The organism is Micromonospora sp. NPDC051227, from assembly GCF_044455385.1.
Lineage (GTDB): Bacteria > Actinomycetota > Actinomycetes > Mycobacteriales > Micromonosporaceae > Micromonospora.
In genome coordinates this window covers 482,651-496,983 of the sequence record NZ_JBITET010000001.1, presented here as the reverse complement: position 1 = coordinate 496,983, position 14,333 = coordinate 482,651, and the positions used below count along the sequence as shown (strand labels likewise).

14 protein-coding genes are annotated in these 14,333 nt (G+C 71.2%); 8 read left to right on the top strand and 6 right to left on the bottom strand.

The features are described 5' to 3' along the window. Positions 1–72: 72 nt before the first annotated feature. Complete coding sequence (locus ACIA47_RS02315) at positions 73–579, bottom strand: winged helix-turn-helix domain-containing protein (protein WP_203120278.1); 507 nt, start codon at positions 577–579, stop codon at positions 73–75. Positions 580–848: 269 nt separating this feature from the next. Here ACIA47_RS02315 and ACIA47_RS02310 point away from each other — a divergent pair, with 269 nt between their 5' ends. From ACIA47_RS02310 to ACIA47_RS02295, 4 genes are read left to right on the top strand one after another with little or no spacing between them, the layout of a single operon-like run. Next, complete coding sequence (locus ACIA47_RS02310; RefSeq protein ID WP_396704761.1) at positions 849–1,826, top strand: phosphatase PAP2 family protein; 978 nt, start codon at positions 849–851, stop codon at positions 1,824–1,826. A gap of 16 nt (positions 1,827–1,842) precedes the next feature. After that, positions 1,843–2,535 carry a response regulator transcription factor gene (locus ACIA47_RS02305; protein WP_091399198.1) on the top strand — a complete coding sequence of 231 codons (693 nt, stop codon included), beginning with the start codon at positions 1,843–1,845 and terminating at the stop codon, positions 2,533–2,535. Further along, positions 2,532–3,992, top strand: a complete 1,461-nt coding sequence (locus ACIA47_RS02300) for an ATP-binding protein (protein ID WP_396704758.1) — start codon at positions 2,532–2,534, stop codon at positions 3,990–3,992. Before ACIA47_RS02305 ends, ACIA47_RS02300 begins: the two co-directional genes overlap by 4 nt. Further along, complete coding sequence (locus tag ACIA47_RS02295) at positions 3,989–4,492, top strand: hypothetical protein (RefSeq protein ID WP_203120281.1); 504 nt, start codon at positions 3,989–3,991, stop codon at positions 4,490–4,492. The genes ACIA47_RS02300 and ACIA47_RS02295 overlap by 4 nt, the downstream gene beginning before the upstream one ends. Before the next feature lie 19 nt (positions 4,493–4,511). Here ACIA47_RS02295 and ACIA47_RS02290 read toward each other — a convergent pair whose 3' ends face one another. Genes ACIA47_RS02290 through ACIA47_RS02280 form a run of 3 tightly spaced genes read right to left on the bottom strand, consistent with a single transcriptional unit; the run spans position 4,512 to position 7,836 of the window. Further along, positions 4,512–5,537 (bottom strand): D-alanine--D-alanine ligase family protein, encoded by a 1,026-nt coding sequence (locus ACIA47_RS02290; RefSeq protein ID WP_396704756.1) that lies wholly within the window; start codon positions 5,535–5,537, stop codon positions 4,512–4,514. Next, positions 5,534–6,676, bottom strand: coding sequence for an alanine racemase (alr, locus tag ACIA47_RS02285; RefSeq protein WP_396704754.1), 1,143 nt, complete (start codon positions 6,674–6,676; stop codon positions 5,534–5,536). Before alr ends, ACIA47_RS02290 begins: the two co-directional genes overlap by 4 nt. After that, a complete protein-coding gene (locus tag ACIA47_RS02280; RefSeq protein ID WP_396704752.1) occupies positions 6,673–7,836 on the bottom strand; it encodes an acyltransferase family protein in 1,164 nt (387 codons plus the stop codon). The genes alr and ACIA47_RS02280 overlap by 4 nt, the downstream gene beginning before the upstream one ends. A gap of 149 nt (positions 7,837–7,985) precedes the next feature. On the opposite strand from ACIA47_RS02280, the gene ACIA47_RS02275 reads away from it, so the two are divergent. Continuing rightward, positions 7,986–8,858: an LLM class F420-dependent oxidoreductase gene (locus tag ACIA47_RS02275; protein ID WP_396704750.1), complete on the top strand. Its 873-nt coding sequence runs from the start codon at positions 7,986–7,988 to the stop codon at positions 8,856–8,858. 15 nt (positions 8,859–8,873) lie between these two features. Here ACIA47_RS02275 and ACIA47_RS02270 read toward each other — a convergent pair whose 3' ends face one another. Next, entirely contained in the window at positions 8,874–9,128 is a 255-nt protein-coding gene (locus ACIA47_RS02270; RefSeq protein WP_203120286.1) for a hypothetical protein, read from the bottom strand. 195 nt (positions 9,129–9,323) lie between these two features. After that, positions 9,324–11,585, bottom strand: a complete 2,262-nt coding sequence (locus ACIA47_RS02265) for a catalase (RefSeq protein ID WP_396704748.1) — start codon at positions 11,583–11,585, stop codon at positions 9,324–9,326. A 184-nt stretch (positions 11,586–11,769) separates the two neighbouring features. Between ACIA47_RS02265 and ACIA47_RS02260 the strand changes: the two genes are divergently transcribed. The 3 genes from ACIA47_RS02260 to ACIA47_RS02250 all read left to right on the top strand — a co-directional run bounded on the left by ACIA47_RS02260 (position 11,770) and on the right by ACIA47_RS02250 (position 14,305). Next, on the top strand, positions 11,770–12,663 hold the full coding sequence (locus tag ACIA47_RS02260; protein ID WP_203120288.1) for an alpha/beta hydrolase: 894 nt from the start codon (positions 11,770–11,772) through the stop codon (positions 12,661–12,663). A 137-nt stretch (positions 12,664–12,800) separates the two neighbouring features. Then, a complete protein-coding gene (locus ACIA47_RS02255) occupies positions 12,801–13,586 on the top strand; it encodes an ABC transporter ATP-binding protein (protein WP_396704746.1) in 786 nt (261 codons plus the stop codon). Continuing rightward, entirely contained in the window at positions 13,583–14,305 is a 723-nt protein-coding gene (locus ACIA47_RS02250) for an ABC transporter ATP-binding protein (RefSeq protein WP_030490741.1), read from the top strand. The genes ACIA47_RS02255 and ACIA47_RS02250 overlap by 4 nt, the downstream gene beginning before the upstream one ends. Positions 14,306–14,333 lie beyond the last annotated feature (28 nt).

The following is a 14,333-nucleotide window of genomic DNA, read 5'->3' as shown; positions in this document are numbered from 1 at the left end:
TGCCCGAGCACTAGCCGAAGAAATCCGGCCCGCCTGGTCCCGACCAGGCGGGCCGGACCGCGCCCGGGGTGATCAGACGGAAGCGAGCCGGAAGCCGACGCCGCGTACCGAGTGGATCGTCGCCGTGGCGTTGAGACTGGCGAGCTTGCCGCGCACCCGGCGGATCACCGAGTGCATGTCGGAGCCCCGGCCGAGGTGCCGGTTGCCCCAGACCTCGAGGTGCAGGCGCTCGTAGGTCCAGACCTGCCCGGGCGCGTGCACCAGGCAGAGCAGCACGTCGTGCTCCAGCCGGGTCAGGTCGATCTCCTGGTCGCGCCAGCGCAGCACCCGGCGGTCGGAGTCGACGGCCAGATCCGGTGGCGGTGGCTGTGGGCTCGGCGCCACCTCGGCGAGCGCCACAGTGGTCGGGGGAGCCGGGGCGGCGGGCGCCTCGACCACCCCGAGGAACTCTCGTGCCTGGTCGACGGTCGAGACGATCAGGAAGGCGTCACTGCCGCCGAGCAGTCGGGCCAGATGTCGCCGCTCGGCCGGCGAGGATGCGATGCCGATGACCAGGCTGGCCACTGGAATTCCCTGCATTTGCCAACACCTTCCGGTTCCCCAACTCACTCCGGATGGATTTTTCGCACCGCCGACCGATACATCGATCGGCGTCCTGACCCTAGTGGTGACTGATCTCGGCTGGGTAAAACCTGGTCGCAGGTAAGCATGTGAATTCCGCCCCGCCGTCCAGGTCCACCCGGCCCACCGCCGACGATCCGCTTTTCCGGAAGCGGCGGGAGTGGTTGTGACAGAACCAAGACAATTCGAGGACGGGGTACGGACCTGCCGGGGCGAGCATGGTCGCCATGTCCATCGGATCGTTGTACTCCGTCGGGCGGTCGACGCCCGGTCCGGCGCGACCGCTGCCGCACGCCCGCGCCGCGGTGCCGCTGGGGCTCCGACTGCTCGCGGCGGCGCTGTCCGGTCTGGTCGCCCTGACCCTCACCGCCGCCGTGTTCGTTTGGACGTACCCCGGGCAGTGGCTGGACGGGCTGCTCCTGCCGCGCGCCGAGCGGGGCGGAGGGTACGAGCAGCAAACCGTGCTGGTGGGCCCGGCCAAGACCGTGCTGGCCACCTTCGGTAACCCGAGCCTCATCGCGGCCCTGCTCGGTGTGGTGCTGCTGGTGGGCGTGCTCCGCCGGCGGCTGGTGGCGGGGGTCGTCGGTGTGGGCATGGTCGTCTGCGCGGTGCTGCTGGCCGGCGCGGTGAAATCGGAGCTGCCCCGCCCGGATCTACAGATCCTGAGTTCCACCACCCACAACAGCTTCCCCAGCGGCCATGTCGCGGCGGCGACCGCCCTGCTACTGGCGTTCATGCTGGTTCTGCCCGGGTGGGCCCGGCGCTGGCTGGCGGCGCCGGGCGCGGTGGGTGTCTCGGTGATCGCCTCCGCCACGATGATCGCGGGCTGGCACCGGTTCAGCGACGTGCTCGGTGGCGTACTGCTGGGGGTGACAGTGTTCTGCCTGGCCGCAGCTGCGTTGGCGGCCTGGTCCGGCGACCGCGACCCGACCGGCGGTTCGGGCGGCGGCAGCCTCTGGCGCAGGCTGGCCGAGGCGGGGGTCGGGCTGGTGGTGCTGGTCTGTGCGCTGCTGGTGGTCGTGCCCGGTCTGGCCGCGTCGGTGCAGCGCGGCTTGTTGATCGCCATCGTGGCCGCGGCCGCGTCGACGATGTTCCTGGTGGGCGCTGTGGTGTTCCTGGTGCGTTCGACGGATTTCGCGGTGCCGCTCACCCCGCGGAACCCCGCGCAGCCACTACCGACGACCGAAACCCGAAAGATCTCATGATGGGATACTTGACGACATGTCCCAGGTGCTGTTGATCGAGGACCACCAGACGGTGCGCGACGGACTGCAGTTGGCGCTCACCCGACAGGGCCACACAGTGCATGCCGTGGGCACTGGTGAGCAGGGGTTGGAGCGGCTGCGCACGACCCCGTCCGATGTCGTGGTCCTCGATCTCATGCTGCCCGGGATGGACGGGTTCGAGGTCTGCCGCCGGATCCGGCAGCTCGGCGACCTGCCGATCATCATGCTCACCGCCCGCAACGACGACATGGACGTGGTCGCGGGCCTGGAGGCCGGTGCCGACGACTACGTGGTCAAGCCCGTGCAGGCCCGGGTGCTGGAGGCCCGCATCCGCGCGGTGCTGCGCCGGACCGGTGGCGACTCGCGGCGCGGCGGCGACCGGGCCGGCCTGGAGCAGCACGGCGCGTTGACCATCGACCGGGCCGCGCTGGTGGTCAGCAAGGACGGAACGCCGGTCAGCCTTGCCCCGACGGAGCTGCGGCTGCTGCTCGAACTCTCGCACACGCCGGGCCAGGTGCTCAGCCGCCAGCAGCTGCTGGAGGCCGTGTGGGAGCACGGCTATCTCGGCGACTCGCGACTCGTGGACGCGTGCGTCCAGCGGGTACGCGCCAAGATCGAGGCCGATTCGTCGGCACCGGTCTACATCCAGACCGTGCGTGGTTTCGGATACCGGTTCGGGCCGCTGTGACACCGTGGCGCCGGGTCGGCGCGTGGGTCTCGGGTCTACGGGTCCGGCTCGTCCTGGCGTTCGCGCTGCTGGGCGTGACCACGACGGTGGCGGTGGCCAGTGGCAGCTACTTCCAGGCTCGGAACGTCATCCTGCAGCAGGCGCAGGACGCCGCGGTGATGTCACTGACCGACCAGCTCACCAAGGTCTACCCGATCGCCCAGCTTCCGCCGACCCAGGACGACCTCGAACTGCTGGCCCAGCGCCTCAGCGACCGGGAGAGCTTCGCGGTGGTCGTCTACCGGGACATGCGGGCACAGGGCGGCTCCGAAATCACCGACCCGCTCACCCCGGAGCTGCGGCAGAAGGTCCGTGACGGTCGCATCGCCTGGCAGCGGGTCTCACTCGCCGGACAGCCCGCGCTGCTCATCGGTACCCAGTTGGCGCTGGACCGCCCGGACGGCACGTCCCGCCCGTCCGGGGTGGAGGTCTACTCGGTGCGCAATCTCGTGCCCGAGCAGCAGAGCATCGACCAGCTCGCCACCAGGGCGTGGCTGACCGGCGGGTTGTCCCTGGTCCTCGCCGTCCTGCTGGCCCTGCTGTCCGCCCGCGGAGTCCTGCGACCCGTCCGCGACCTCAGCCGGGCGGCGCGCCGCCTCGGTGAGGGCGACCTGAGCACCCGGTTGACGGTCCGCGGTGCCGACGAGCTGGCGGATGTGGCACGGACCTTCAACGACACCGCGGGCACGTTGGAGCGGCAGGTCGGCGAGCTGCGGCGATTGGAATCCGACGCCCGCCGCTTCGTGGCCGACGTCTCGCACGAACTCCGGACACCGCTGGCCGCGATGACGGCGGTCACCGACGTGCTCGACGAGGAGGCGGAACACCTGCCCGGGGACGCGGGCCGGGCCGCCCGGCTGGTCAGCCAGGAGACGCAGAACCTCACCCAGCTGGTCAACGACCTCATCGAGATCAGCAGGTTCGACTCCGGCACCGCGCGGCTTGCCCTCGACGACGTGGACGTGGCCGCGGCGGTGACCGCGACCCTGCGGATCCGCGGCTGGCTGGACCGGGTACGAACGGAGTTGCCACCCGGTGTCGTGGCCCGACTCGACCCCCGCCGACTGGACGTCATCGTCGCGAACCTGGTCGGCAACGCCTTCCGGCACGGTGCCGAGCCGGTGTCGGTGCGACTCAGCGCCGACCCGGACTGGGTCACCATCGAGGTGGCCGACCGGGGGCCCGGACTGGACCCGGAGGTGTTGCCGCACGTCTTCGACCGCCTCTACAAGGCCGACACCGCGCGGACCCGCTCCGAGGGCAGCGGCCTCGGCCTCGCCATCTCCTGGGAGAACGCGCGCCTGCACCGCCACGGCGCGCGACGGGGGAGTCTCGTCGCGGCCAACGGCACCCACGGCGGCGCGGTGTTCACCCTCCGCCTGCCCCGCGAAACGGCGGACGCCGGAGGTGCCCCGTGACCGGCCGACGGACGGGCCGCGCGCTGCTCGCCATCGGACTGCTTCTGACGCTGCTCGCAGCGGGCTGTGGAGTACGACCCAGCGCGGTCATCACCGGTCGCCCGCCGATCAGCGGCCCCGCCCAGGGCACCTGGATCTATCTTCTCGCGCAGGGCGAACTGGTGCTGGTCCTCCGCCCGGTCAACACGGACCCGTCGCCCGCCGCCGCGCTCTCGCTGCTCGCGGCCGGTCCGCAGGAGAACGAACGCGCCCAGGGTTTCACCAGCGACGTACCGGCCGGGCTCGACCCGGTCACGGTGACGGCGGGAGCCGATCGGTCCGGTGACCTCACGGTGCGGGCGAACATCGCCGCGCAGGCGTTGTCAGCACACGCGGCCGACCAGATCATCTGCACGACGGTCGCCGCCGCGGCGCAGGTCAGCGCGGCGAACACCGCCACCACCGTCGCCATCGTCGGGTCCGACGGCGCCCGAGGGCCTCGGGCGTGCCCGATCAGGTGACCGGGCACGCACCGCCGACTCACACCAGGTGGTCGACCGCTCGGGCCGGCCGGGGCAGTCCGCTGTGGTGGCCGTGGTCCTGATCGGCCAGCGCGCCGTCGATCAGGATGTCGATCAGGGTGGCGAACCCGATGCCGGCCTGCTGCCAGATCTGCGGGAACTGGGACGCGGCGGTGAATCCGGGGAACGTGTTGACCTCGTTCACGATGGGCTCGGGCGACCCCTCGGTGGGCAGGAAGAAGTCGACCCGCAGCAGGCCACGGCAGTCGAGGGCCTGGAAGGCGCGAATCGCACGGTCCTGGAGCACCTCGGTGGTCGCCGCGTCGAGCGGGGCGGGAATCTGGAAGATCGCCCCGCCGTCGTACTTCGCGTCGTAGTCGAAGAAGCCGGCACCGGTCACCCGGATCTCCAGCGGCGGGCCGGCCTGCACCCGGCCGTCCGGGTACTGGAGGACGGCCACGTCGATCTCGCGTCCCCGCGCTCCCTGCTCGACGAGCACCTTCGGGTCGACCTGGCGGGCCTGCTCCATCGCGGCGGGAACTCCCGCCCAGTCGTCCACCCTGACGACGCCCAGGCTCGACCCGGCCCGGGCCGGCTTGACAAAGACCGGCAGCTCCAGCCGACGCTGGTCCTCGGGCGACAGGGCCTCGCCGGGACGCACTGTCACCCCCGGGCTGACCCGCAGGCCCTCCGCCGCGAGGAGCCGCTTGGTGACCCCCTTGTCCATGCCGGCGGCGCTGGCGAAGACGCCGTTGCCGACGTACGGCACGCCGAGCCACTCCAGCAGCGACGACACGGTGCCGTCCTCGCCGTACGGGCCGTGCAGGGCCGGGAACACCACGTCCTGGGCGCGCAGGACGCGCAACGCCGCAGGCAGGGGCGTCGGTCGGCCGCCGACGTGCCACAGGCCGTCGCGGTCGATGAGCACCTCGGTGGCCTGGTACCGCTCACGGTCCAGGTGGGCGAGGATGCTCGCCGCCGAGCGGCAGGACACCTCGTGCTCGCCGCTCTGCCCGCCGTACAGCACTGCCAGTCGGGTTGTCATGAGTTCGATGCCCTTCCGTGGAGGTGCTCGCGGGCCACCCGGGCCCCGATGCCGGTCAAGATCTCGTGTGGGTTGGTGTCGGCCCAGCGGGCCCACTCGACGACCGTCGGAGGGCGCTGGTCACCCTCGGCCGGGCCGAACACCACGACCGGGTCGCCGACCGTCACGGGAAGATCCCCGGCGTCGACCACGCACTGGTCCATGGCGATGCGCCCGACGATCGGGCACCGCCGGCCGGCGAGCCACACCGAGGCGCGGCCACCCGCGGCCCGGGGCAGCCCGTCGGCGTAGCCGAGGGGCAGCAGCGCCAGCGTGGTCGGTGTGCCGGTCACGTGCTCGGGCCCGTAGGAGACGCCCGTGCCGGCCGGCACCCGCTTGACGTTGACCACGCTCGTCCGCACTGTCATCGCGGGGTGCAGCCCGAACTCGCCCGGACCGCTCACGCCGAACGGATCCACGCCGTAGAGGGCGATCCCGATCCGGCAGAGATCGAAGCGGGTCCGCGGTGCGGAGAGCGCGGCCGCCGAGTTGGCCAGGTGGACGAGATCGGGGTCCAGGCCAGCCGACCGTGCGGTCCGCAGCGACTCCTCGAAGATCGCCACCTGACGGGTGAGCGCGGGGGCGCCCGGCAGGTCGGCGTCGGCGAGATGGGACCACACCCCGCGCACCCGGATCCCGCCCTCTCGTTCGTACTTGTGGGCCCAACCGACCAACTCGGGCCAGTCGTCCCCGGCGGCCCCGTTGCGGGACAACCCGGTGTCCGCCTTGAGCTGCACCATCGCCGGTACGCCGAGCAGACGGGCCGCGTCGGCGACGGCGTGCAGGTGCGTCGTCGTGGACACGCCGACGTCGACGGCACGCTTGATCAACATACCGAAGTCGTCATCCGGGCTGTGCAGCCAGCTCAACGTGGGCGCGGTCACACCCGCGTCGCGCAGGGTCAGCGCCTCGGCCGTCGAGGTCACTCCCAGCCAGGAGGCGCCGGCGCGCAGCGCGGCCCGGGCCACCTGGACCGCGCCGTGGCCGAACCCGTCGGCCTTCACCACGGCCATCAGTCCAGTGCCGGTGACCGACGCGATCGTCCGCACGTTGCTGGCGATCGCGTCCAGGTCGATCAGGGCTTCGGCGAGGGCGCTCATCCGGCCGCCTCCACCCGTCGCGTGCCGGGCAGCGCGAACAGCCAGCCCGCGCGAACCGCCAGCAGCCCGCGATGAACGGCCAGGCTCAGACCGATCACCAGCCCGCTCAGCAGAATCGGATAACCGAGCACGATCAGGCCCTGAGCGGACCCACCCAGCCCGGAAACCGGTACCAGCAACAGCCGGTGCAGCAGGGCCAGGACCGGCATGTGAATGACGTAGATCGGCAGGGTGATGCGGCCGAGCCTAGCCAGTGGTCTGCTGAGCACCGACCACCGGGACAGCCGGGCAGCGGCGGTTATGCCGAAGATCACTGCCACCAAGGAAACCGCCGGCCACACTCCGAACCACTGCTGGGCGCCGATCACCGCCATCGCGGCGAGGGCCAGGACGTAGCCACCCGAGGTCAGCAACAGCCGGCGGCGGCTGGCGGTGGCGGCCCACCGCTGGATCTGCGGCCGCAGGTACAGGCCGAGAAGAAAGAAGACCAGGTTCTGGTAGAGGCCGGCGCGGTTGCCCGGGGTGTCGAGCAGGCCGGCGGCGGCGACGGCGGACAGCGCGGCGGCGGGGACCAGGACCAGCGCCCGGGGCACCCGGCGGGTCAACTTGGCGATCGTGAAGTAGAGCGCCAGGGCGTACAGGTACCAGAGGTTGGACGGCGTGATGGTGAGCTGCTCCAGCAGGCCGAGCGCCGAGGTGGCCCGGTCGGTCGGCAGTCCCGGCGCGGCGGCGAGGACCACCGTGTGGATCAGCAGCCAGACGGCGTACAGGTAGAGGAACCCGGCGATCCGGCTGCGGGCGACCACCCTCCACGGCCGCTGGGCGGCGTTCGCCGCGAAGACGCCCGAGATGGTGAAGAACAGCGGCATCCGCAGCGGAAGGAACTGCTCACCCAGCGTTCCCCAGAAGCCCGGCACCGGTACGCCGATGTGCCAGTCGATCTGGAGGTAGTCCTTCACGACGACGTGCCACAGGACGACGAGGATGATGCAGACCCCCTTCGCGGCATCCGCCCACTGCGCCCGGTGCGATCCGGCGGCGGGCGCGGGCGCGGAGGCAGGGGCGGGTCCGCTCCGCTGGCGGTGGCGGAACCGGACGCGCGGCGCGTCGGGCTGCGGCTCGGCGGGCCGGGATTCGGTGGGAGAGAGCTGTTGGATCACACACCGAAAGCTGCCAGCCGGATATCCGCATGTGATCCACGAATTGTCATCATTCGGTAATGGACGCCGCCGGACCCGATCCGTAGGCGGTTCCGAGCCGCCTCCGGCGGACGCCGGGCGGCACTAGGCTCGTTGCGGAGGTGCCGAACATGAAGCTCGGGCTGCACTACTGGAACTACTCGACCCCGGCCGACCCCGCCGCGATCGCACCGACCCTGGCGCAGACGGCGGCCATCGCCGAGCAGGCGGGCGTTGCGTCGTTCACGGTGATGGACCACTTCTTCCAGATGGACGCGGTGTTCGCGGCCGAGGAGCCGATGCTGGAGGCGTACACCACGCTGGGCTACGTCGCGGCGAAGACTCAGCGGATGACGCTGGGCGTGCTGGTCACCGGCGTGATGTACCGCTACCCGGGGTTGCTCGCCAAGACCGTGACGACCCTCGACGTGCTCTCCGGCGGCCGGGCCCGCCTCGGCATCGGCGCCTCCTGGTACGAGCGGGAGCAGCTCGGGCTGGGCGTGCCGGTCGTCCCGGTGGCCGAGCGGTTCGAGCGGTTGGAGGAGACGCTGCGCATCTGCCTTCAGATGTGGAGTGCCGACGACGGCCCGTTCAACGGGCAGCACTACCAGCTCGCCGAGACCATCAACTCGCCGCAGCCGTTGAGCCGCCCGCGCCCGCCCATCATGATCGGTGGCGGCGGCGAGAAGAAGACCCTGCTGCTGGTGGCCCGGTACGCCGACGCCTGCAACCTGTTCGGCCGTGGCGGCATCGACGACATCGCGCGCAAGCTGGATGTGCTGCGCGGGCACTGCGCCGCCGAGGGCCGCGACTACGACACCATCGAGAAGACGGTGGTCGCCTCCCAGGCACCGCTGGACGACACCGACGCGTTCCTCGCCGAGGTGTCCGAGTACGCAGCGCTCGGGGTGAGCGAGGTGCAGGTGACGCCGGATCGGGACCCGGTCGAGTTCGCCCGGCGGCTCGGCGACGAGGTGCTGCCCCGGCTGGCCGACATCGGCTGATCCTGGGACATTCGTCTACCGATGCCACAAGCCGATGATCGAGAGCACGATCGCCGCTCCGATCGAGCAGGCCAGCATGGCGAAACCGTATTGCAGTCGGCGGGTTGCCCGGCGCAAGAAGCGATATCGGTGGTTGAGCGTCTGCAGGACAACCCACAGGTTGACGGTGGCCGAGATTCGTTCGCCGGATGCGGTCTGCGCCGCGAACGCCGCATCGAAATCACGAAACGTGGGAGTGACTGGCAGAGTGTCCGAGTGCAGGTAGAACATGCCAGGCGGGGGGTCTGATCCGTAGATGTCCCGCCAGCGTTTGGCGGCAAGGAGAGCATTGGTCGCGGCGACTATGGACGTAGCCGCGAGGGCCAGTAACGTGCAACCATCGTGGACCGTTCAGGCAGCTTGCGTCCACTGATTGAGGGGCTGTCCTCCATGGCGGGAAGGACAGCCCCTCAATGATCAGCTGGGTCAGCCGACCGCGGCGGGGAACCGTTCCCAGACCCGGTGGGCGGCCATCAACTGCTGCACCGCGGTCAGCGCCTCGGCGCCCGAGCCCGCCGCCACGACGCCCGTGGTGCCGGCGACGCCGGCCTGCTCCAGCACTGTGACGCCGGCGCCCCAGGCACCGATCGCCTTGGCGTGCCGCCAGCACTCCTCGACGAGCAGCAGCACGCGGGGGTCCACGGTTGCCGGGCCGGGCCTGCCGGCCTTGGCGTCGCGGGCCGGCAGGGCATCCGGTGCGGGTGCCGGCGCTCCGGCCAGCAGGACCGCGTCGAACTCGACCGACCGGCCGGTGGCGAAGGTGCGCTGCACCGGAAGATCGCCCACCATGCCGCCGTGCGGGGCGATCAGCAGCGGCACCATGCCGGCGCCGAACACGGCCCGGCGGACCTCGTCGACGCCGTCCAGGTCGCCGTCGGGGTCGACGACGATCCCGACCATGCGGCCGTCGCTCGGCCACTCCCGACCGACCTGCGACAGCGCCGGGCTGGGCGTGACGTCGGGCAGCGGCACGGTTGGCTGCGGCGCGGGCAGGCCCAGACCGGTGGCGACCTGCTCGCACAGCACCGGGTCGATGTTGGCGAGGCTCTGCAGCTGACGCTCCTTGATCGCCTGGTGGTAGCACTTGCCCAGCTCGAAGGTGTACGCCCTGATGATGTGCTCCTTCTCGACCGGCGACATGCTCAGCCAGAACAGGCGGACCTGGCTGTAGTGGTCATCGAACGAGGCGGGGTTCGCGCGAACCTTCGGTGCCTGCGCGACAGTGACCGGCACGTCGACGAAGGCGTGCTCGGCGTCCCCGGCGGGGAACGGGTTGCCGCCGTCGAGCGAGTTCGGCCGGTACGGCGCGACGCCCGCGTGCACGGCGTGCTGGTGGAAGCCGTCGCGCAGCATGTCGTTCACGGCCGCGTGCGGACGGTTGATCGGGATCTGCGTGAAGTTCGGCCCGCCCAGCCGGGTGAGCTGCGTGTCGACGTACGAGAAGAGCCGGCCCTGCAACAGCGGGTCGTTGGTGACGTCGATGCCCGGGGGCAGGTGACCGAGGTGGAAGGCGACCTGTTCGGTCTCGGCGAAGAAGTTCGTCGGCGTCCGGTTGAGCACCAGCCGCCCGATGGGCTGCACCTCGGCCAGCTCCTCCGGCACGATCTTCGTGGGGTCCAGCAGGTCGATGCCGGCGAAGGTCTCCTCGGGAGTGTCCGGGAAGACCTGGATGCCCAGCTCCCACTCGGGGTACGCGCCGGCCTCGATGGCGTCGTAGAGGTCGCGGCGGTGGAAGTCCGGGTCGATGCCGCCGATCAGCTGGGCCTCCTCCCAGGTCAGCGAGTGCACGCCCAGCTTCGGCTTCCAGTGGAACTTGGCCAGCGCCGTCTCCCCGGCCTCGTTGACGAGGCGGAAGGTGTGCACGCCGAAGCCCTCCATCGTCCGGTACGAACGCGGAATGCCCCGGTCGGACATGTTCCAGATGGTGTGGTGCTGCGCCTCGGTGTGCAGCGACACGAAGTCCCAGAAGGTGTCGTGGGCGCTCTGCGCCTGCGGGATCTCCCGGTCGGGGTGCGGCTTGCCGGCGTGGATGATGTCCGGGAACTTGATCGCGTCCTGGATGAAGAAGACCGGGATGTTGTTGCCGACCAGGTCGAAGGTGCCCTCGTCGGTGTAGAACTTCGTGGCGAAGCCACGGGTGTCGCGGACCGTGTCGGCCGAACCCCGCGAACCGAGCACTGTGGAGAACCGGACGAAGACGTCGGTCTCGCGCCCCTTCTTGAGGAAGCCGGCCCTGGTGACCGCCTCGGCGGTGCCGTACGCGGTGAACACACCGTGCGCACCGGCGCCCCGGGCGTGCACCACGCGCTCCGGAATGCGTTCGTGGTCGAAGTGCGTGATCTTCTCGCGTAGGTGGTGGTCCTGGAGGAGCACCGGGCCGCGCGGGCCGGCCTTGAGCGAGTGGTCGGTGTCGCGCAGCCGCGCCCCGTTCGCGGTGGTGAGGTAGGCCCCCTGCTGGCCGTTCGCGATCGTCGGCGCGCCGGTCTCCGCGCCGGTCGGCGTGCGCGTCTGCGGTGCCCCCTGTTCCGGCTTCGGCGGCAGCGGGTCGTGGGGCGTCGTCGGCTCCTCGAGCGGCGGTGGCGCGCTCCCCGGCGCACCGGGGACATCCGGGGTGAGGGCGTCGGCGATCTTTCCTGAGGCGGTCTTCACTGCGTTCTTGACCGCCTCGGCGGGCTTGCTGGAATCCACTGAATGAACCTCTCCATGGCGCGTGTGCGGGCCGGCGCCTGCCCTGCTACCCCAGGTCAGAGGGTCGAAACACGACTGATCTCGGCATCCTGCGCCGGGACTGGTGATTTCGCCGATGCCGGGATCGGCGGAGCAGCCAAAACTGACACACGTCGATATCCCTCGACTTTAGGGAGTGCCCGACGTGTCCTCACCAACCACCACCCGTCCCGTCGCAGCCCGTGCCACCCGGATCGTGCTGGCCGCCGTGCTGGCCGCCGGCGGCGTCCTGGCGGGATCGCCCGGCGCCGCCCAGGCTGCCGGCCCGTACGAGCGGGGCCCCGCCCCGACCACCGCGATCCTGGAGGCCAGCCGCGGCCCGTTCGCGACGTCCTCGCAGAGCGTGTCCTCACTGAGCGTCACCGGCTTCGGCGGCGGCGTCATCTACTACCCGACCAGCACCAGCGAGGGCACCTTCGGTGCCATCGCCATCTCGCCCGGTTACACCGCCGCCTGGTCCAGCATCAGCTGGCTCGGACCGCGCATCGCCTCGCACGGTTTCGTGGTGATCGGCATCGAGACCAACAGCCGGTTTGACCAGCCGGACAGCCGCGGTAGGCAACTGCTCGCGGCGCTGGACTACCTCACCCAGCGCAGCTCGGTGCGCACCCGGATCGACAGCAGTCGACTCGCCGTGGCCGGTCACTCCATGGGTGGCGGGGGCAGCCTCGAGGCTGCCTCGTCGCGGCCGTCTTTGCAGGCCGCGGTGCCGCTGGCACCGTGGAACACGGACAAGAGTTGGTCCGAGCTGCGGGTGCCCACGCTGATCGTCGGTGGCGAGAGCGACAGCGTCGCGCCGGTCTCGTCGCACTCGGTGCCGTTCTACAACAGCATCCCGGCCTCCGCCGAGAAGGCGTACCTGGAGCTGAACGGGGCGAGCCACTTCTTCCCGCAGACCACCAACACGCCGACCGCGCGGCAGATGGTGGCCTGGTTGAAGCGGTTCGTCGACGACGACACCCGCTACGAGCAGTTCCTCTGCCCCGGCCCGAGCGGCTCGCAGATCGAGGAGTACCGCAACACCTGTCCCAGCGCCTGACGGCGGTCACGGGGCGGTCGCCGCTGGCGGCCGCCCCGTCCACGTGCGTAAAGGGGGCATTGAAGGTCTTGACGCCAAACCCGAGAAACGTACACTGCGAGTGTAAATAAACACCCGCCACGACAGAGGGATGGGTGATGGAGCGCGGCCTCGAACTGCACCACATCGGCGTCCGTTTCGGCGGCCTCACCGCCCTCGACGACGTGTCCCTGCGGGTGCCACCCAACCGGGTGGTGGGCGTCATCGGGCCCAACGGCGCCGGCAAGACCACGCTGTTCAACGTGATCTGCGGCTTCGTCGCACCGGAGACTGGTTCACTCACCCTCGACGGCCGGCCGCTGCGGCCACGGCCGCACCGGCTGACCCGGCTCGGCATCGCCCGGACCTTGCAGGGCACCGGGCTCTTCGCCGGGCTGAGCGTGCTGGAGAACGTGATGACCGGCGCCTCGCACACCGCCCGCGCCGGCTTCGTCCCGGCGCTGCTCGGGCTGCCGGCCAGCGACCGCGACGAGCGCCGGCTCCGCGGGGACGCCCTGGCCATCCTCGACGAGCTGGGCATCGCCGAGCACGCCCAGGCCGCGCCAACCACACTGCCCTTCGCCGTACGCCAACGGGTCGCCCTGGCCCGCGCGCTCGCCGCCCGGCCCCGGCTGCTCCTGCTCGACGAGCCGGCCGGTGGCCTCGGCGCGGACGACATCGCCGAGCTGGCGGAGCTGGTCCGGCAACTGCCCCGACGGGACACCGACCCCTGTGCCGTGCTCCTGGTCGAGCACCACATGGACCTGGTGATGGCCGTCTGCGACGAGCTCGTGGTCCTCGACTTCGGCCGGGTCATCGCCGCCGGCACCCCGGACGAGATCCGCGACGACCCAGCGGTCACCGACGCCTACCTCGGTGCCACCGTCGAGGAGGCCTCCCAATGACCGCTACCGACCTGCTCGTCGTGCGGGGGCTGGTCGCCGGTTACGGTGCCGCGCCGGTGTTGCGGGCCATCGACCTCACCGTCCCGGCCGGCACCATCGCCGCTGTCGTCGGCGCCAACGGCGCCGGCAAGACCACTCTCCTGCGCGCGCTCTCCGGCATGATCCGCCCGGCCGCCGGCCAGGTCCTGCTGGCCGGGGAGGACCTTCGCGGTACGCCGGTGGAGCAACTCGTCCGACGCGGCATGGCGCACGTCCCGGAGGGCCGGGGCGTGATCAGCGAGCTGACCGTCGACGAGAACCTGCGGCTGGGCGGGCTGTGGCGGCGCGACCGGGCCGACGCCGGGCGGGCCCTCGACGAGGTCTACCAGCTCTTCGAGCCGCTGGCCCGACGCCGTCGGCACCTCGGTCACCAACTCTCCGGCGGCGAGCGGCAGATGCTCGCGCTCGGTCGGGCCCTGGTCGGCCGACCCCGTCTGCTGCTGCTGGACGAGCCGTCGCTCGGCCTGGCGCCACGGGTGGTCGCCCGGACCATGGCCCTGCTCCGCCAACTGCGCGACCGCACCGGGCTGACCGTCCTGCTGGTCGAGCAGAACGTGCGCAGCGCGCTCGCCGTCGCCGACCAGGGCGTCGTGATGTCCCTCGGTCGGGTGGTGATCGCCGCCCCGGCGGTGCAGCTACGCGACGACGTCGACCTGCGCCACGCGTACCTCGGTTTCTGACCACCACCTCGTCCCCCGGAGGGAGAAC